Source organism: Paenibacillus glycanilyticus, from assembly GCF_030161375.1.
Lineage (GTDB): Bacteria > Bacillota > Bacilli > Paenibacillales > Paenibacillaceae > Pristimantibacillus > Pristimantibacillus glycanilyticus_B.
Window position 1 is genome coordinate 100654 of record NZ_BSSQ01000016.1, and the last position, 18948, is coordinate 119601.

At 49.7% G+C, this 18948-nt stretch carries 18 protein-coding genes; 7 read left to right on the forward strand and 11 right to left on the reverse strand.

The features are described 5' to 3' along the window. The 3 genes from dagF to QQK89_RS20530 are packed head-to-tail and all read left to right on the forward strand — an operon-like array spanning position 1 to position 2500. The gene (dagF, locus tag QQK89_RS20520) at positions 1-765 is read left to right on the forward strand and encodes a 2-dehydro-3-deoxy-phosphogluconate aldolase (RefSeq protein WP_284240535.1); all 765 of its coding nucleotides are present in this window, start codon (positions 1-3) and stop codon (positions 763-765) included. Then, positions 758-1774, forward strand: a complete 1017-nt coding sequence (locus QQK89_RS20525; RefSeq protein ID WP_284240536.1) for a sugar kinase — start codon at positions 758-760, stop codon at positions 1772-1774. Before dagF ends, QQK89_RS20525 begins: the two co-directional genes overlap by 8 nt. A 9-nt stretch (positions 1775-1783) precedes the next feature. Next, on the forward strand, positions 1784-2500 hold the full coding sequence (locus tag QQK89_RS20530) for a GntR family transcriptional regulator (RefSeq protein ID WP_284240831.1): 717 nt from the start codon (positions 1784-1786) through the stop codon (positions 2498-2500). Between the two features lie 100 nt (positions 2501-2600). On the opposite strand, the gene QQK89_RS20535 is transcribed toward QQK89_RS20530, so the two are convergent. The 7 genes from QQK89_RS20535 to QQK89_RS20565 form a co-directional block, all read right to left on the reverse strand. After that, on the reverse strand, positions 2601-4907 hold the full coding sequence (locus QQK89_RS20535) for a glycoside hydrolase family 3 N-terminal domain-containing protein (RefSeq protein WP_284240537.1): 2307 nt from the start codon (positions 4905-4907) through the stop codon (positions 2601-2603). A gap of 6 nt (positions 4908-4913) precedes the next feature. Beyond that, entirely contained in the window at positions 4914-6506 is a 1593-nt protein-coding gene (locus QQK89_RS20540) for a response regulator transcription factor (RefSeq protein WP_284240538.1), read from the reverse strand. A gap of 13 nt (positions 6507-6519) precedes the next feature. Further along, complete coding sequence (locus tag QQK89_RS20545; protein ID WP_284240539.1) at positions 6520-8307, reverse strand: cache domain-containing sensor histidine kinase; 1788 nt, start codon at positions 8305-8307, stop codon at positions 6520-6522. Between the two features lie 96 nt (positions 8308-8403). Further along, complete coding sequence (locus QQK89_RS20550) at positions 8404-9234, reverse strand: carbohydrate ABC transporter permease (protein WP_284240540.1); 831 nt, start codon at positions 9232-9234, stop codon at positions 8404-8406. A gap of 15 nt (positions 9235-9249) precedes the next feature. Then, positions 9250-10122: a carbohydrate ABC transporter permease gene (locus tag QQK89_RS20555; RefSeq protein WP_284240541.1), complete on the reverse strand. Its 873-nt coding sequence runs from the start codon at positions 10120-10122 to the stop codon at positions 9250-9252. A 96-nt stretch (positions 10123-10218) separates the two neighbouring features. Further along, positions 10219-11532: an extracellular solute-binding protein gene (locus tag QQK89_RS20560; protein WP_284240542.1), complete on the reverse strand. Its 1314-nt coding sequence runs from the start codon at positions 11530-11532 to the stop codon at positions 10219-10221. A gap of 146 nt (positions 11533-11678) precedes the next feature. After that, positions 11679-12698: a glycosidase gene (locus tag QQK89_RS20565; protein WP_284240543.1), complete on the reverse strand. Its 1020-nt coding sequence runs from the start codon at positions 12696-12698 to the stop codon at positions 11679-11681. Between the two features lie 220 nt (positions 12699-12918). Here QQK89_RS20565 and QQK89_RS20570 point away from each other — a divergent pair, with 220 nt between their 5' ends. Further along, positions 12919-13818: a DMT family transporter gene (locus QQK89_RS20570; protein ID WP_284240544.1), complete on the forward strand. Its 900-nt coding sequence runs from the start codon at positions 12919-12921 to the stop codon at positions 13816-13818. A gap of 60 nt (positions 13819-13878) precedes the next feature. Here QQK89_RS20570 and QQK89_RS20575 read toward each other — a convergent pair whose 3' ends face one another. The 3 genes from QQK89_RS20575 to QQK89_RS20585 all read right to left on the reverse strand — a co-directional run bounded on the left by QQK89_RS20575 (position 13879) and on the right by QQK89_RS20585 (position 16270). Next, positions 13879-15432: an MFS transporter gene (locus QQK89_RS20575; RefSeq protein ID WP_284240545.1), complete on the reverse strand. Its 1554-nt coding sequence runs from the start codon at positions 15430-15432 to the stop codon at positions 13879-13881. 76 nt (positions 15433-15508) lie between these two features. Continuing rightward, a complete protein-coding gene (locus tag QQK89_RS20580) occupies positions 15509-15838 on the reverse strand; it encodes an ArsR/SmtB family transcription factor (protein WP_284240546.1) in 330 nt (109 codons plus the stop codon). A gap of 63 nt (positions 15839-15901) precedes the next feature. Next, the gene (locus tag QQK89_RS20585) at positions 15902-16270 is read right to left on the reverse strand and encodes a VOC family protein (RefSeq protein ID WP_284240547.1); all 369 of its coding nucleotides are present in this window, start codon (positions 16268-16270) and stop codon (positions 15902-15904) included. Positions 16271-16405: 135 nt separating this feature from the next. Between QQK89_RS20585 and QQK89_RS20590 the strand changes: the two genes are divergently transcribed. Continuing rightward, positions 16406-17089: a TetR/AcrR family transcriptional regulator C-terminal domain-containing protein gene (locus QQK89_RS20590; RefSeq protein WP_284240548.1), complete on the forward strand. Its 684-nt coding sequence runs from the start codon at positions 16406-16408 to the stop codon at positions 17087-17089. Here the strand turns inward: QQK89_RS20590 and QQK89_RS20595 are convergent. Further along, a complete protein-coding gene (locus QQK89_RS20595; RefSeq protein ID WP_284240549.1) occupies positions 17072-17533 on the reverse strand; it encodes a VOC family protein in 462 nt (153 codons plus the stop codon). The two genes, QQK89_RS20590 and QQK89_RS20595, sit on opposite strands and share 18 nt — an antisense overlap. Before the next feature lie 150 nt (positions 17534-17683). Between QQK89_RS20595 and QQK89_RS20600 the strand changes: the two genes are divergently transcribed. Together QQK89_RS20600 and QQK89_RS20605 are read left to right on the forward strand one after the other, a co-directional pair. Then, a complete protein-coding gene (locus QQK89_RS20600) occupies positions 17684-18118 on the forward strand; it encodes an Lrp/AsnC family transcriptional regulator (protein WP_284240550.1) in 435 nt (144 codons plus the stop codon). Between the two features lie 16 nt (positions 18119-18134). After that, positions 18135-18896, forward strand: a complete 762-nt coding sequence (locus QQK89_RS20605) for an AAC(3) family N-acetyltransferase (RefSeq protein WP_284240551.1) — start codon at positions 18135-18137, stop codon at positions 18894-18896. The last annotated feature ends 52 nt before the right edge of the window (positions 18897-18948 follow it).

Genomic DNA, 18948 nt, shown 5'->3' on the forward strand with positions numbered 1-18948 from the left:
ATGACAGGGGCAGCAACGATAACAAAACGATTTTATGAAGGGCGTATCGCCCTCAATGTGCTCGCTAACAGCATCGACAATGCAAAAGCCGTATTCGACGCGGCGGAAGGTTATGTGCTTGTAGGCGTATTGTCTAAGGACTACCCAACTGTCGAAGCCGGCGTAGCGGCCATGCAAGCCTATGGCGATGCCATCGATCAGGCAGTCTCCATTGGTCTTGGCGCGGGAGATAATCGGCAAGCGGCGGTTGTAGCCGAGATTGCCAAGCAATACGGCGGCACGCATATTAATCAAGTGTTCCCTGCCGTTGGCGCAACCCGCGCTAATCTTGGCGATAAAGATAGCTGGATCAACAGCCTTGTTTCCCCTACCGGCAAGGTAGGTTACGTTAATATCTCGACCGGACCGGTAAGCGCGGCGCAAGACGAGCATGCCATCGTACCGGTCAAAACGGCCATCGCGCTAGTGCGTGACATGGGCGGCAATGCGCTCAAATATTTCCCGATGAACGGTCTCGCCCGCGAAGATGAGCTTCGGGCCGTGGCGGCGGCATGCGCGGAAACGGGGTTTGCCCTAGAGCCAACAGGCGGCATCGACAAAGACAACTTCGAAGCGATTGTTCGCATCTGTCTGGAAGCCGGCGTTAAGCAAATTATTCCCCATGTCTATTCGTCCATCATCGACAAAACGACCGGCGCGACGAATGTGGAAGACGTACGCGAGCTACTCGCCACTATCAAACGATTGGTGAACGAATATGCCTAACCGGATCGTTGCGTTTGGCGAAATCATGATGCGCCTGCAAGTGCCTGGCGTTGAGCTGTTGACTCAGTCCAATACGCTTCAATATTCGTTCTCCGGCACCGGCGTTAATGTGGCCGCAGCGTTATCCCACTTGGGACATCATAGTTATATCGTCTCCACCTTGCCTGACAATCCGCTTGGCGACGCGGCAATAGCCCACTTGCGCAAGCTAGGTCTCGCAACCGAGCTGATCAGGCGAGACGGCCAATATATCGGCATGTACTTTCTTGAAAGCGGGTTTGGAGCGCGGCCAAGCCGGGTGACGTACACGAATCGGCAACAGAGCAGCTTTAATACGGCTGCTCTGAACGGTTACGACTTCGCTGCGGCTTCAAGCAAGATCGACGCCGCGCATTTTTGCGGCATTACGCTTGCAATGAACGATACGGTACGCGCTCAGATGGTTGCCTTCGCCCATGCCGTCCGAATAGCCGGCGGCAAAGTATCGTTCGATTGCAATTACCGGCCTGGCCTTTGGGGCGAGGGCTCCCATGCTTTTGCGAGAACGCATTACGAGAGCATGCTGGAGCTGGCCGATATGGTCTTTATGAATGAGAAAGACGCCATGCTGACGTTAGGTATGCAAACCAATTACGCGCAATGCCGCGAGCAGCTGCTGGAATTAATCCCTAAGGTTGCGTTAAAATATAGCATACAAACGATTGCAGGCACGCATCGTACCATTAATAAAGACAATACGCATACGCTGCAGGGTTACTTATTCAAGGATGGCCGGTTCACGTTCGGGGAGCCGCTGACGTTTGCCGTGCATGATCGGATTGGCACCGGCGACGCCTTTGCAAGCGGCATTATTCATGGCCAGCTTAAAGGTTGGGTGCCGGAGGAAACCATCGCTTTCGCTTCGGCGGCCAGCATGCTTGCCCACACGATTACCGGAGATACGCCGCTGTCCTCCGAAAGCGATATTCGCAAGGCAATGGCAACCTCCCTCGGCGATATAGAAAGGTAGTGCGTTTCAATCGTACACTTGTCCAGAAAATCAAAGCCGTTATATTTGCAAATCAAGAGTATCGTTAAAGACCGGATCCTCCACGGCGTCTATCCGCTTGGCAGCATCATTCCCTCCGAGCCTCAGCTCGAAGAGGAATTTGGGGTCAGCAAGGTTACCGTACGAGGAGCTATCTCCGAGCTTGCGCAGGAAGGATATCTTGAGAAAGGCAGCGGCAAAGGCACTAAAGTCATTCGCAACACGTCCGTCTCCAAACTGTCCAAACAAAAACGGTTCACGGAAGTGCTCGTCGAAGGCGGCCATCGAATCCGCAAAGAACTGCTGGCTGCCGAAGCTGCGGAGCTTGGGCCAGGCAACCTGCCGCATAGCTTGTTCGGGGAACAGGCTTACCGGATCGAGCGGCTGTACTACCTTAATGACGAGCCCTATATCCATTACACTCACTACGTGACGAAACGCGTTGGCTCCATCGAGCTTTCGGACCTTGGTTCACAGTCCTTATACGACATGCTCGGAGAGCTTGAGGCCGCGCCCGAGAAATTCCGCGACGAATTCGCGGTTGCGCTTGCGCCGGATGATATCGCCCAGAAGTTAGGCGTTGCCGCAGCAACGCCGCTGCTCATGCGATCCCGTTATTCGTACGACTCGGCGGGCCAACTAATCGAATATAGCGAAGGGTTATACAACTCCGCTTTGCATCGGTACGTTGTCAATTACGATGTTTAATAAGATTGCTTGAAGCGTTTGCTTTGAGCGGTCTTTTTTTTATATAAAAAAGGCGCCTTACCGAATATGTCTCGATAAGGCGCTTGCCTGATGATACCCTTTACACGATTGTAAGCTCCGCTGTAATGGTTTGCTGCAAACTGCCGCCAACCATTACTTCCACTTTGCACGCTTTCACGCCAAAGTTCATGGCATTGTCCCAAAAGCCCAGTTCCTCGGCACCAAGACCGAACTCGACTTCTCTCGTTTCGCCCGGCTGCAATGCAACTTTCGTGAAGCCCTTTAGCTCCGCGATCCGTCTCGTAATGCCGGATTCTCGGGCTTTCAAGTACAGTTGTACCGTTTCTAGACCTGCAACATCGCCTGCATTTCGAACCTGGACGCGAACCTTCACTTGCTCGCCGCTTGCGAGTTCTGCGGCGGCGATTGAAGCGGCGGACAAACTTAACTCCGGGTAGTCGAATCGGGTGTAGCTGAGTCCGTGACCAAACGAATATAACGCTGCGGACGGCATATCGACGTAAACGCGAAGCCGGCCCGGATCTTTCTGGTTGTAATACACTGGAAGCTGCGAGGATGAACGCGGCATAGAGACCGGTAGCTTGCCGCTTGGATTTACGATGCCAAACAAGATTTCGCCAATCGCCTGGCCGCCTTCCTTACCCGGATACCAAGCGCATAGAACCGCATCCGCAAGCTTGTCCACTTCCTCGATGGCATGAGGGCGTCCTTGGATCAGCACGAGGACGATCGGCACGCCGGTTGCCGCAACCGCGTCCGCCAACTGACGTTGCGCTTCTCCCAGCCGCAGCTCCGCTAGATCGACGCCCTCGCCGCAATCCATCTCGGACGTTGTCTCTTCTCCGATAACCGCTTCGCCGTTGCCATCGAACAGATCGCCAAACTGTCTAGCGCTGCTGCCACCCAGTACCAACACGGCAACATCCGACGCCTTGGCTGCCGCAACGGCTTCTTCCAGCTCTTTCGCGGATGATGAGCGGATGCCGCAGCCGCGTGCATAAACGATTGACGCATCTGCAGGGGCAGTCATGCGGATACCTTGGAGGACGGTTGAGCCCGTCTTCGGCCGCTGTACGCTCGTATAGTCCCCAAGCTGATTATACATACGGTCCGCATTAGGTCCGATAACAGCGATACGCTTGCCACTCGCATTCAGAGGCAGCCTGTTAAGGTCATTCTTGAGCAGCACGACCGATTCGCGCGCGATGTTCAGATTAAGCTCTCTTAACTCGGTATTGCCTATGGCGGAAGCGGCTTTTGATTCGTCCGTATAAGGCCGATCGAATAAGCCAAGTTCAAACTTTAGACGAAGTACGCGCCGGACAGCCCGATCGACATAAGATTCGTCTACGATTCCGGACGACACTGCCGCTTCGAGCGTTGTGAACGACGTGTCCCACAAGCTGAGGTCGACGCCCGAGGTCAAAGCGAGCGCGGCGGCAGCTTCATGGCCACCCGTTAACGCCAGTAGCCGGTCAATCGCTTGGCCGTCGGCCATTACGATACCGTCGAAGTCCCATTCCTCCCGCAAAATATCCGTCAACAGCTTGCGGTTCGCATGACATGGAATGCCGTCAATCTCGTTATAGGCCGCCATGAATCCTGCGGCTCCCGCCTTCGCACCGGCAAACGCTGCGGGCAAATGGATTTCCCGCAGTTCGCGTTCCCCGATGTTGGCTGGCCCGGCATTTTTACCGCCAATGCCTGCTCCTTGGGCACTAAGGTGTTTAAGCACGACGGCGACTCTTTTATCGCTCGCGAGCTCTCCTTCGCCGCCTTGCATGCCCTGTACGGCTGCTCTTGTGAACGCTGCGGCCAAATACGGATCCTCACCGAAACATTCCTCCGTGCGTCCCCATCTTGGATCTTGTACGATATCAAGGACGGAGACCAAACCAAGATGGGCGCCTCTGCCGCGAATTTCGGCTGCGGTTAAGCCATATGCCCGTTCCAAGAGCTCCGGATTCCAGGTCGAACCCGCGTTCAAATTGACCGGCAGCATTGTACCGTCCAGAGCTTGATGGCCGTGTGGGCTTTCTTCGCTCAATAATACGGGAATGCCTAAGCGGGTATTCTCCTTGACGTATCGTTGGATTTCGTTGGCTACGGTTGCGCTATGTTCTGCGGAAATACCGTTCGAATAATCGACTCCCGACCAAGGATCGCTTCGGAATAATCCGTAAAGAGCGCCCATACCCTCGAATCGGCTTACTTCTTGCTTGAACGCGTCCGTCAGCGCATAGGCGCCGTCTTCCTTTTTCTCGTAAGCGTCCCAGCCGTACATGCGCTGGTTCAGTTGACCAACCTTTTCTTTAAGCGTCATTTTCGACAACAAATCGTCGATGCGCTCGCTAACCGGCATATCCTGCCGTTTGTACGTTTCCATTAAGCTTCACCTCGATTTCGCATTGCCTGCCTGCATGCTTCTGTACTCTTTTGGAGTCATCCCCATATAAGACTTGAATACCGACACAAAATATTTATATTCCTTGTAGCCGACCTGATCCGCGATTTCGAATACTTTGTCGTGCGTATCGGCGAGCAGGCATTTAGCACGCTCCATCCGCAGCTCGTTCAAATATTCGGTGAATCCCTTGCCCGTGCTCTGTTTGAAAATGTAACTAAAATAGCTCGGAGTGATTTTCAGCCATGCCGCTACTTCGGAAGCTTTGAGCTCATGCGTATAATGCTCGTCAATATACCGCTTAGATTTCTCAATGATCCAATACGACCGGTCGCCTCCGCTCCCCGCGACGCGATCGAACAGTTTCTCCATATCCCGCCGCACGGCGTGTTCAAGCGACTGGTAAGTGTTCATGCGGTACAGATCAGCGCCCGAGCTTACTCCAGACTCCAGTCCATCGATCCCGCTCTTGCGCAGACGCTGGCGCAGCAATGCTAGCAATTCTTCATAAACGGACCATGCTTCGTGCAGGAAGTAAAGTTGTTCCCTGAAAAAGGTGAATAGCTCCTTGATCGTCTCTCCCATATCGTCTTTACTTTGCTTGAACAAGGCTGAGGTCAACTGTTGTACAATCTGAGCTAGGTCGGGAGCCGCCGGTTGCCGTCGTTCGCTCCATCTCAGTTCCGCGTGAACATCGATCACGGCAGTTTGCTCAAACACATGATAGTTGAGCAGGTTTGCGGCCTCCGCGCATCGCGACGCCGTTCCGCCGAGCTCTTCGTATATGCCGGACACGCCGATGTACATGGAAGGCTCATCTTGACAGGCGAGCATTGCATCTTGGCGGAGCGCTTCCCACTCCGATGCTTGCAGCTTTCGAGCGGCGACAAGCATCGTGATCAACAAATTTTCATGGTCGAAGACGGAGAACGTGCGCAGTTCTGGATGCTGCTCCGCGATGCGCAGCATATTGCTTATCCATTTCTCTTGCAACTCTTCGGACTGTTCTCGTGTCAGCTCTCCGTATCGCTCTTGATAGCTCTCCAATTGACTTGCTACGATCCGATATTGGTGGCCATGCAAGACCGACGGTGCCTCTTTACTGTAAGCGATGCCATGTCTCGCCACATTAGTAAGCCAGAGCTTGGCTTCCTGCCCTCCGTCTTGTCGTACGCTCGATCGGATGTCTTCAATTAGCCGTGTCACCGTCTTAGTCAGATCGTCGATCTCCACGGGCTTGAGCAAATAATCGTGTACGCCGATTCGCATGGCCTGGCGCGCGTATTGAAAGTCCTCGTAGCCGCTAATGATAACCATGCGTACATCGGGATAGTCTTGTCTTAGCCGGCTGGCAAGCTCAAGTCCGTCCATGCCGTCCATGCGAATATCCGTCAGCACGATATCGGCCGGAGACTGCTCCATTAACCGCAAGGCCTGCTCACCGTCATAAGCCTCTCCGATAACCTCGATGCCAAGCTCCGCCCAGTCAATTGTATACCGCAGACCTTGGCAAATGACGGGTTCATCATCGACGATGATCATTCTGGCAAGCTTTTGTTCCATCTCCATCTGATTGCTCATGAGGTGCACCGCCTTAGCTTTTTGCTTTTATGATGGGCAGCCGCAGCCGAATGACAGTTCCCTCCGGCGAAGATTCAACAATGCCGAGGCCATAATGCGCGCCGAAGGAAATCGTCAACCGCTCGTGAATGTTGAACAACGCTCCTCGTCTTCCCGTCATCCCGTCGATCTGCAGGCCGTCTTGCAAAGCTTCCATTAATTCTGCCATTCGCTCGGAAGGAATGCCTTTCCCGTTATCCGATACGTCGATTCGGATCTCATCCTCGTGCCGATAACCGATCACCTCGACGATATGGGCGGATTTCTCCTTGTCGATGCCATGTTTGAAGTAATTTTCGACCAGCGGCTGTATGAGCGCCTTAAGGCTAGGCGCATCCTCTAGCTCGGGCTCCAGAAATAGCTTGTACCTCAGCTTATCGCCCAATCGATATTGCTGCAGGAACAAGTAAGCTTCCACGAACTCCATCTCTTTGGCCAGCGTCGTATAATGCTGGTTATTACCAACCCGCGCCCGGAAAAACTTGGACAACATTTCGATCAATCGACTGGACTTGTCCGCTTTCTCCAGCCTTGCGGTCCATCGGATCATGTCCAGCGTGTTATATAAAAAATGCGGGTCGACCTGATTCTGCAGCAGCTTGAGCTCGGATTCCCGTTCGCTTAATTCAAGCTTGTATTTATGCTCAATCAGTTCTTCGATCGTGCCGACCATGGCGTTGAATTTGCGGCTCAAGTCCGCAATTTCGTCTTGCGACTCAATAGGGACGCGCACGCTGAAGTCCCCTCCGGCTACGCGAACCGTCTCTTTCTTCAATCGCAGGATAGGTCGAATGATTGTGTAGTTGAATCCGTAGAATGCCGCGAGTGCCAGGAGGACGATGGCCGTCAAAATAGCCGTCATCATCCATTCGGCGCCTTGGTACTGCGCAGAGATATGCGATTTCGGAATCATGGCAACAAGCGTCCAATCCGTTACCGGCATGTGATTATAAAGCACAAGATGGGGCTTGCCGTCCACGTCGATCGTGCTCATGCTGCGGTCGCTTCGGGCAAGCTTCATGATCTGTTCCTTGTAAGGCTCATAATCCCGCGGCTTCTGGCCGTTCGATGCCAGAAGCAATTCGCCTTCAGGCCCCAGCAGGTATACCGTGCCGCCGGAGTTCGCCAGAATACCCTTCTCTAGCTCGGACACGATGCTCTGTTCATCCATCCGGATCGTGAGCAATCCAAGCGGCTCAGTAATATTCACGTATGAATTAAGAACCCGGATCAGCGAGAAGAGCTTTACTTGACCGTACCAGGCGCTATGCAAGTCATAGCCTGGCGACCAGAACAATCCGCCTTTCATCGCTCTTGCCTTATCCTGCCACAAGGTCTCGTCGCCGGTGAACGGCTCTCCCATTTGGATCGAGTTGCCGTTGTTGCCGACGATCTCAATGGATCGGATATAACTTTTGGACATAAGCTGAAAGGTTAGAAAATTTTCGATATTGTTCTTCAAATCCGCCTTCTGCTGTTCGGACAGCATAGGATACGATCGTAAGTAAAGCCGCATGTCCGGGCTCAGAATCAAATAGTCGGCCATATCCGTCACCATCTTCGTTTGCTCCGAAAGCTGGCTGGCGACGTTGTCCAGATTCCGATGAATGGCGCTCACGTATTGATCCCTTAGAACGCTCTGATATTTGTATTGTACGATGAAGCCGACGCCGACTGTCGGAAGAATGACGAACAACAGGAAGATAATAAGCGCTTTTTTTCTAAGGCTTAGCCTTGCAAAGCCTTTCCCGCCGTGTGCCATAATGCTCCTCCTCCGATGTCGTCTGCGCCTTGCTCATACCTGATGCTTGTGCGTCATATTGTATATGGATTGCCTAATGTTGTCGAATCGCGCAAATTAACCTTTGACGGCGCCGGCCGTCATGCCTGTCACCAACTGCTTCTGAAGCAGGAGATAGAAGATGATGATCGGAATGAACGCAATGGTAAGAGCGGCCATTTGCAGCGTGTAGTTCGCCGTTTCCAACCCGACGAAATTGGATAGTCCGAGCGGTAGCGTCTTCAGGTTGTTGGAGGTTACCAGTACTAAAGCGAATAGGTATTCGTTCCAATTGTAAATAAAGTTCAAGATAACGACGGTCGCCATCGCCGGACGCGTCAGCGGCAGAATGATGGACCAGAAGATGCGGAAAATACCGGCACCGTCCATAATGCCGGATTCCTCCATATCTTTGGGAAAGCCGCGCATGAACCCTTCCAGAATAAAGACGGTCAGTGACAAGTGGAAGGCCGTGTAAGGCAAGATGAGCGACATATACGTATCGATCAGGCTCAGCTTCTGCATAATCAGGAAGATCGGAATAAGTGTCGCGTGAATCGGTACGAGCATGCCTAGCAGGAACAGCGCGTAAGTGAAGCCGCGCAGCTTGAATTCGAATCGGGATAAGAAAAACGCCGCAAGCGACCCGAGAAACACGGTCACTATTAACGAAATGAACGTAATTAAGAAGCTGTTGATGAAATACGTATCCATGTTGGCGATGTCCCACGCCTTTGTGTAATTCGATAAATGAATGCCGGTCGGCATCGCAAACGGATGTGCGGCATACTCTTGCTCAGACTTGAACGAGTTAATAATCATCCAGAAGATTGGCACTAAATTCATGAGAGCGAACAAACCCAAGAAGATGTAAGCAAATAGTTTGAATACAGGTGATTTTTGTTTCATGGTTTCTCCTCCTTCCTAGGCTTTTTCTTTGCCGAGCCGGTTGGCAATCGTGATGACGACCAAGCTGAATAGCAAAATCATGATGGATACCGCGCTGCCGTAACCGTAGTCCAGATTGACGAACGCACTGTTATACATATGGATGGTCATAACTTCGGTTTGATGGGCAGGACCGCCGCCAGTCAACACTTGAATAAGGTCAAACACCCGGAAGGAGTTGCTGATGCTGTAGACGATCGTGACCATCAGCGTGGTCCGGATCATCGGAAGCGTAATAAACCATGTTCGTCTAAGCCCGGTCGCGCCGTCGAGCTCTGCGGCTTCATTGACTTCTTCAGAAATATTTTGAAGCGCGGCTAGGAGCATGACCATGTATAAGCCGACGTTCTGCCAAATGTAAGCTGCGCTGATCGACAGGATGGACCATTTGGGATCGCCAAGCCAATTTTGCTGCCAGCTTTCGAGTCCAACAAACTTCAAGAGATTGTTGAGCATGCCATATTCCGTGTTGTACATCATTCCCCATATGAGCGAGACCATGACCGAGGAGATAACGACAGGCATAAACCCGACCGTACGGAAGAAGCCCGAGCCTTTCAACGCTTTGTTGAGCAGCAAGGCCATTACAAGTCCGAGCGGCAGCTGACCGATTAAGCCCGTGACCATGATGAGAAGATTGTTTTTGACCGACAGCCAAAATGTATCGTCTTGAAACATCCGAACGTAATTGTCGAAACCTACAAAAGATTTGGACCCGATTCCGTTCCAATCCATGAGTGAATAATAGAAGGAAATGCCGATCGGAACGATGGCAATCCCAAGATAGATGACGAGCGCCGGGAACAATCCGATAAAGATCGCCAGCTTGCTCCGTTTAAGCGTATGCATTTGCCTTACTCCTTCCAGCTTTTCCTCTTCTGTATGCAGAGAAAACCCGGAGACCGGGTTTTCTCTGTCTGTGCACTAATTATTGCTCAGCGAACGTTATTTCTTCTTGAGGTAATCATCCATAGCTGCTTGTGTATCTTGTGCGACTTCCTGCGGCGTACCGCGTCCGATGGTCAATGCTTGCAGGCCGTTCTGAATGACGCTGACGACTTGAGTCGGAATGATGCTATCGAATACTGGTGCCGTTCCTTTGCCCGTTAAGTCGAGCATTTCTTTCAGATAAGGGCTGGCATCTTCAGGGACGTCAACCTTTGCCGGAACGACAACGCCGTTGCTGATCAGATCCTTGTACAGGTCTTCACTAACGAAATATTTCATGAACTCTTCGGCAGCTGCCTGTTTGCGTTCGTCCAGCTTGCTATTAATAGCGATGCCGTATTGGACAACGCCCGCGCTCTTCGCTGGATCGCCTTTGCCTCCGTCGACGCTCGGGAACAACGCGATACCAAATTTGTCGCCGTCTTCGTTATTGATCCGCACGCGTGCGTCGACTGTTGAGGAAGTGAAGAGCATAGCTGCTTTGCCTTGAATCAGGTAATCCTGGCTTTGCACGGAATCCATGTTGTTCGCGTCCGTGTTGAACGCTTTCAGTTTGCTGAGCTCATCGATGACGGAGATGGCGCTAACGAATTCCGGATCGGTGAACTTAGCTTCTCCGGTCAACACCTTCTGCAGGAAGTCGCTGCCTGTGAAGCGGTCTCCGATAGCGGACAGCATCGAGGATTGCAGCGGCCATTGCTCTTTGTTGCCAAGCGAGATTGGCGTTATGTTGGATGCTTTTAATTTCTTAACCAGGTCGATGAAATCCGAATAAGTTTTCGGGAACGCATCGTAGCCAACGCTCGACAGCATGTCCTTGTTGTAATAAATAATATCTACGAATGTCTGTTTGGTTGGAATTGCATATTGCTGTCCGTCCACGTTAAACGGGGTTAAAGCGCTTTCAGGCAAGATGTCTTTCCACGTATCCATTAATTCATTGATTGGCTCAAGCAGTTTGCCGTCGACGAGTGGCGCCAGGTCGGCACCGGGCCAAACGACGTTGATGTCGGCCAGGTTGTTCGCCGCAGCGAGCGTGCGCAGCTTTGTTTTATATTGAGCGGACGGAACCTCGTCGGTTTTGATTACGATATTCGGATGATCCTTTTGGAATTGTTCGATCCGTGCCTTGTAGACATCATTGTCAATGTTTGGAGTCGTCCATGGATGCATCATCGTAAGCGTAACGGTATCGCCCGAAGAGCTTCCTCCGTCGGCGTTGTTGTCGGAAGATTTGCCGCAAGCCGCTGTCGATAATGCCAATGCAGCCGTTAGCGAGACAAGAAGAGTGCGTTTCGTGAAATGGTTCATCTTTGACCCTCTTTTCTTTGTTGTAATCGCTTTATATTAGGAAAATCGGTAATCAGGGCGCCCAATTGCTCTACGCTTTCATTATAAAAAATCTTCATAATCGGAAATATCCCATAATCATTCGATTTTATCCTACAAAATGCGACTTACTTCCGATTTCCCGGTGCGAGAAGGTGCTCCAGCATGTCCGCTAGCGGCACAGATGCTAGTGCGATAGCCGTATCGGTTACGCCGTAATAAATGTTCAGGATACCTTCATCCAGCACACAGCCCGTAGGGAAGATGACGTTAGGGATTTGATATCCGAATTTCTCGTAATATGTTTCCGGTTCCATGACATAGTTCTCGGTACGCGCCAAGATGATCGTTGGATCTTCCAGATCCAGCAGCATTGCGCCTAGCCGGTAGACGGTATCCTGATCGACTCCGTGATAGAACAGAAGCCAGCCTTGCTCTGTTCGAATCGGAGGTGTCGAGCTGCCGATCTTTTTCGTTTCCCATTCTTGCTCCGCTTTTGCCAGCAGTACGGGTTCATCCCACGTTTTCAAATCGTCGGAATACGAAATCCAGATCGCCGCCTGCTCGGTGCCGTATTCATCGCCGATGTATTCCTCGGGTCTACGAAGCAGCGCGTATTTGCCGTTGATTTTTTCCGGGAACAGAATGTTGTTCCGGTCATTAATCTCAAGCGGTGTCGTTGTGGAAACATAATCCCAATGAATTAAATCTTTGGATGACAGAAGCATAGAGCGAGTCAGCCAGTGTCCTTCTTCTTCTCCCCATCCGTCTGGATACGTTGGAATGGAGCGTTCCGGAATGCCGGTGCCCGTCGGATAATAGTTCATAGCGCAAGGACGGAGCGCTATTGTCATGTAATAGGTATCGTCAATTTTGACCATGCGAGGATCCTGCACGCTGCCGTAAGGGAAGCCAAGCTCGTCTGGCGTCAGTACGGGTTTGTCTACAACGTGGGTGAAATGAACGCCATCCGTGCTTTCCAGCAGGCCAAGGTAATTTTTGCACGGCGTCAGAGAGCCTGCCGTTCTTTCGATCATGTAGTATTTGCCGTTATCTTTGATGACGGCGGGATTGAAAACGGTTGCCAATCGCCAGTCGTACAAGCCCGGAACGACGATAGGGTTTTCTGCGTGTCTTGTAATATTCAATGATGTCCCCTCCAGCTTCATACTTAATATAGAAATCATTATAGCCCTCTAGGTTCGGCAGTTATATCCCACCGAATTTAGAAAACATCCGAATTCTATCAGTAATCGCAGGCTGTGTATTCGATTAGGATAAACTAATTTACAATCCAGCCGGGTTCATTTAAAATTCTTGAATGTCGGAAAGTTACAGTCGGTTATGAAAGAGAAAGTAGGTTAAGGAATGTCTCAAAGACTTGCTGGGGCGCTTATTTTATTAAGCCTCATATGGGGAGGATCCTTCTTCTTCGTTAAAGAGTTATTGCATGATTTTGGCCCTTGGACGATCGCGTTTCTGAGGTCGGGGTTTGGGTTTGTCACCATTACGATTATTATGCTTGTGCTTCGGCAGCCGTTTGGGCTGCGAAGCATCAAGTGGTTGCCCATGATGATCGTTGCCGTAGTCAATACGGCGGCTCCTTGGGCGTTTATTGCTTTTAGCGAAACGAAATTGACTAGCGGCATGGCTTCCATTCTTAATGCAACAACGCCGCTATGGACGATTGTCGTTGGCGCGTTGTTCTTCCAATCAGCGACGCACCGCATGCAGTGGGTTGGCATGGGGGTGGCGTTTGCGGGCCTTATTATTTTGCTGGATTTACGTTCGCTGACGGCCGGGTCCGTGCATTTGATTGGTTTCATCGGGATGTTGGCAGCCACGTTGTGTTACGCTTTCGGATCCCAGTTATCCAGGCGTCTGCAAGGAGTGACGATGTACCAGATTACGTTCGGTACGCTGCTTGGCGGCATGCTAGGAAGCGGGGCAATGGCTTTCGCAACGGAGAAGGTTCATCTAGAACGTCTATCCGACATGACCAATATGGGCTTATGCATCGGCTTAGGCGTATTCGGCTCAGGGATTGCTTATATCTTGTTCTACTACATGATACGGGAAGGCAGCGCCGAATTTGCGACAATGGTCACTTATCTCGTGCCCGGCACAGCATTGATCTGGGGCATTACGCTGCTCGACGAGCCTGTGCATTGGACCTTATTCGCAGGGCTAGCGTTCATTCTATGCGGCGTATTCCTCGGAGGCCGAAAACCAAAAGGGGCGCAGTCCCGGCAAATGAAGCCGGTCTAATAGAAGGGAAAGATCCGGAGGCAAGCAGCCCCCGGATCTTTTATTAATACGAACTCCACATTAGACGGAATCCCTTTTCTTGCGAATCAACAAAGCGCTTGCCAATGCTCCAATAAGCAATAAAATGGCGATCAGCAAATCCACGTCTTGTATCCCCGCGTTAAACGCGTTAAATACGATGCGCTTAAAGTCGTCAAAAGCAGGCATTTGCTTGAAAGCTTCCGCTTGTTTGCTGTCAAACATTTGCGATCCGGCAAAAGCTCCCGCCTTATGAAATAGCTCCAGCATCTGATTTTTTAATTCCGGATCCGCATTGTGAATCTCTGCAATATGTTGATCCAACGAATGGTTATAGCCTTCGGTTAACTTAATGCCAAGCATAACGACGCCAAACGAGATGCCGACCTGACGGAATACGTTAAGAATGCCGGAAGCCATGCCAACCTGCTGTTTCTTAACGGAGCTCATGGCCGCATTCGCTATTGGCGGGTTGACGAGCGCATTGCTGATTCCGAGAAGAATAAACCCGGGCAGCAAATAGCCCCATTCAAAAGGCGCCTTGATCATATGGCGAATGGCAAGGATGCCGATGGCACCAATAAACAACGCGCCGCTGATCAGCCAGCGATTGCCGATTTTTCCGGAGATGATTCCGGCTAAGGGTCCTAATATAATGGTGAAACCGCTAATGAGCAGCATCTTAACGCCAGTCTCAAACGCGGAGTATCCCATATAATTTTGCATAAGGATGGTTAGGTAGGTGAATCCGCCGTACAAACCGGCTCCAAGAACAAAAGCCGCAATGTTTGCGCCATTAAAGGACCTGTTTTTAAATATAGACAATTGAATCATCGGATGCTTGACCGTTCTTTCCGTGACAATAAAAGCAATGAATAAAGCCGCCGAAGCAACAAAGAGGCTTAATACATGCCAATTGGTCCATGAGTAGGCTTCATGCGTTTCTTTCTGAATAAGGGCTAATACCAAAGTGAAAATCGCTGCTGTGCTGAAAATAAACCCTAAAACATCAATCTTTTCATTACGGTTTCTGTTGCTTTCCTGAATAAAGACGATGCCCAATACGATAGCAAGAACGCCAAATGGGATATTCACGAGGAAGATGGACCGCCAGCCAAAGCTATCCACCAAAGCCCCGCCAATCAGCGGACCGCCGGAAATAGCGAGACCAACGACACTGCTCCAAATGCCTAATGCCAGTCCTCTCTGCTTCTCGGGGAATGAAGCCGTAACGATGGTTAGCGATAAAGACATCATCGCGGCTCCGCCAATGCCTTGGAGCCCACGGAAGATGTTCAACCAAACATCATTGCCTGCCAATCCGCTTGTTAGAGAGCCTACCACAAAGATGCCTAAACCAAGCAGAAAAACTTTTTTGCGTCCGATGATATCCCCTAGTTTCGAGACCGGCAATAACATCGCGGCATAGACCAACGTATAAGCGTTTAATACCCATTGCAAACTTGAAAAAGAAGATGAAAAATTTTTTTGAATGTCCGGCAATGCCACATTCACGATTGTAATATCCAGCATGGCCATAAATACGGCTAAGCTGACGGTGACGAGCACCCACCATTTCCGATTGGATTGTTCCAAAATAAAAACCCCTTCCATATTTATTGTGTTTATGTGCACACAAATGCACGTATTTAATAAAATGAAAAGCACCCCGTTATTGCAAGCTCATGAGTGCTTTCATGTTATTCGACGTTTTTTCAAATGTATCGACAATAAATTCTTTGTTGGCTTTGTAGTAAATTTCCCGGCCTTCTTTTCTCCTGTTCACGATATGGAATCGGTTCATGAAATCCAGATGGCGTGAGATGACGGAGCGATTCTGCGGGAAATGCTCGGCTATTTCGCCAATCGTCATTTCGCCGTATATGCTCAGGAATATGACCAGCTCGCTTCGGACGGGATCGAATATAGCTCTGTAGAACTCAAGATCGATGTTGTCTTTAATTAGCTGTTTGCATTTATTCGGATCGTGATTAAGTCCCATTGTCTCACCGCCTGATCTAATTATATGCATTCGTGTGCACATGTCAACATAAGGCTGCAAGTTTTATTTCTCAAAACAGGTGATTTCGAAAAGGATTCCTTCAAGCGCAGTGAAATACAGCGTATATCCGCCTCTAATCATTTTTGGTGTAGTGTCGGTACCAATTCCGAATCCTGTTAGCTTTTTATGGAATTCATCTACCTCGGAAGTAGTACTGACATAGAAACCTAGATGAAAATCCTTTGGGTATTGATTATTGTCATCTGATCGAGCCGGCATGCTGCTAAGAACCAAGGTAAATCCATTAAGGTCATCCATAACTGCGATGGCGGTTCCTTTTTGCTCGATAAGTCGGAATTCAAATAGATTCTGAAAAAATACAACCGCGTCGGATAAATCGTTAACGCAGAGGTTTAAATGGTTAAGTTTCATGTATTACATCCCCTTCTATTGGTATGGAAAACCTTTAATCTAATGGGCTTAGATTAATCTAAGCCCATTAGATTGTCAAGTCATGCTATACTTCATGTTAAAGAGGTGAGGAGTGTGGCAAGAAGACGAATTAACATGGAACACCCAGATGGAATTAATGAAGAAGGCCGTTTAGGCCATGTGCCGCTTGATCGGAATCGGATCCTGGGGGCCGCACTTGAAGTGCTGAAAGAGGTTGGGTTAAGAGATCTAAGCATGAAGAAGATTGCGGATAAATTACATGTGAAAACAGCTTCCCTCTATTATCACGTCAAAGACAAGGAAGAGCTCATGCAGATGCTATCTGATCGAATATGCAGAGATATGGCGTGGCCGGAGTCCTCCGTACCGTGGCAAGAGCAAATCGAGCTTTGGGCGGAGGAGTTCCGGAGAGTTCTTCTTACGCATAGGGATGCCGTAGAATTGTTTAAGCAGACAATCGCAAGAGGCGTAGAGAGACTTACTCAGATCGAGAAGCTGTACCAGCTGCTTGTTGCCGCAGGATTCCAGGACGCTTATATTCCGTGGATCTCATCCATACTTAAAAATTATGTGCTTAGTTTCGTGAGCGAAAATGTTCAACTTATGACGATTGCGAACGATCAATTCACCTCATCTGATAATATGAGCGAGCATTATGACCATTTCTATAGTCAATTGCCGGAAGATAAATTTCCGAATATGATTCGTTTGGCTCCAATTGTAACAAGACCGGAGTGGGAGAAGGAGTTTCAATTTGGGTTAGGCGTATTAATAAACGGTTTAGCGAATAAACGCTGAAGACCGATCGAAGTCCACCTCTTCTATAAACTCAATTATTTCTCCGTTTGGGCTATGTATGACGGCATTTCGTACGACAAGAGGCGGCTCGCCGAGTGACAGACGATCCGGTTCTACAAAAGCTTTTGCTCCATGAGCAAGGGCTTTTTCGTACATCTCATTGACGTTATCCACGTAAAAGGCGAGATGCAATAACGCTCCGTGTGCTATTTCTTGTTCGGAGGATGCTTTTTTTCCTTGAGCAGGGATGACGGCATCGTTATCAAAAATTTCAAGGCAGGTTCTCCGGTCAGGCGAAACGAGCATGGACGCTTCTTTGATGCGGAAGGATGGAAGACTCCAATGATGACCTACCTTAAATCCTAAAACTTTCGTATAGAATGTAATGGTTGCTTTATAATCCTTGGCTTGAATCGCTACATGAGAAAGACCGTTTACGCTCATTCAATTTTCCCCTTATCTAAAAAGTTGATATTAGTATACAAAGGTTAGGTCATTGAAATACATAAGTTATATGAGAATATCGTGGTATGATGGTTAATAAATATAAGGTAGTTTTGCCGATTAAACTTATATATTGGAGGTCTTGTGAGGATGGAGCATCCAATTGACGATATTGATAAAAAGATCCTGCAGCTGCTTCAACACAATGCGCGAATGCCGATCTCCCAAATCAGCAAAGAAGTGAACATGTCCCAGCCGTCGGTTAAGGAGAGGATCTTGAAGCTGGAAGACAAACAAATCATTAACGGTTATACGACCGAATTGAGTTTGAAGAATCTGAGTCGGGGCATGACGACGTTTATTTTACTCAAAACCGAGCATTGTCAGGAATTTGTTGATTTCTGCGACAAAGCGATGGAAGTAACGGATTTATACCGCATTAGCGGGGAATATAATTATTTAATCAAAGTCCAGACGGCTTCTGTCGAGGAACTGGCCGAATTTCAAGACTCCCTTGTCAAGCTTGGACCATCAAAGTCTCATATTAGCTTAAAAAATATATTGGAACACAGGATAATCTTGTGAGGAGGAGAGCATCATCATGTTTACAAAAGAGAGCTTAATGAAGCAATTAGAGCAGCTGGGCATAGACCGCAAGGGAACTTTATTGGTTCACTCTTCCATGAAAAGCATGGGGCCGGTTGAAGGCGGAGCGGATACGGTGTTAGATGCGCTGTCCGAGTATATGAAGGATGGGCTTCTGGTATTGCCTACGCATACATGGTCCTATATCAAAGCGGATAATCCGAAATTTCACGTGGACGAGTCTCCCGTGTGCGTGGGGATCCTGCCCGAACTGTTTCGCAAAAGGCCCGGTGTCGTGCGGTCATGGCACCCGACCCATTCGGTGGCCGCATTAGGCGCGGATGCCGCCGAGTTTACGAAAGACGACCATCTATTTGATACGCCGTGCGCAAGAGGTTCATCTTGGGGGAAGCTGCTTGATCGCAAGGCGACTATCTTGCTCATTGGAGTCGATTTAAAGCGCAACACCTTTATCCATGGCGTGGAAGAGTGGGTCGACATACAAGGCAGATTAACGGATGACCATGAGATGCTGATCACGGTATTACCCGGTGGTACCGAAATTTCGGTCCCTTCCCGCAGACATTGCGGGTTGTCGTGGTCGCAGCATTTTTGGAAAGTGGACGAGGTTCTTGAGAATAAAGGCGCGATGCATAAGGGACAGCTAGGCGATGCCGTCGTACGCGTATGCGATGCCGCCGCGGTGGAGAAAGTCATTACGGCTATGCTGAAGGACAATCCGGATTTGTTCTCGGATAATGAACCATTGAGTCTATAATATTTATATTTGGTCTAAATGACGTTGAACTAGAGGCGCAATTTTAAATTGC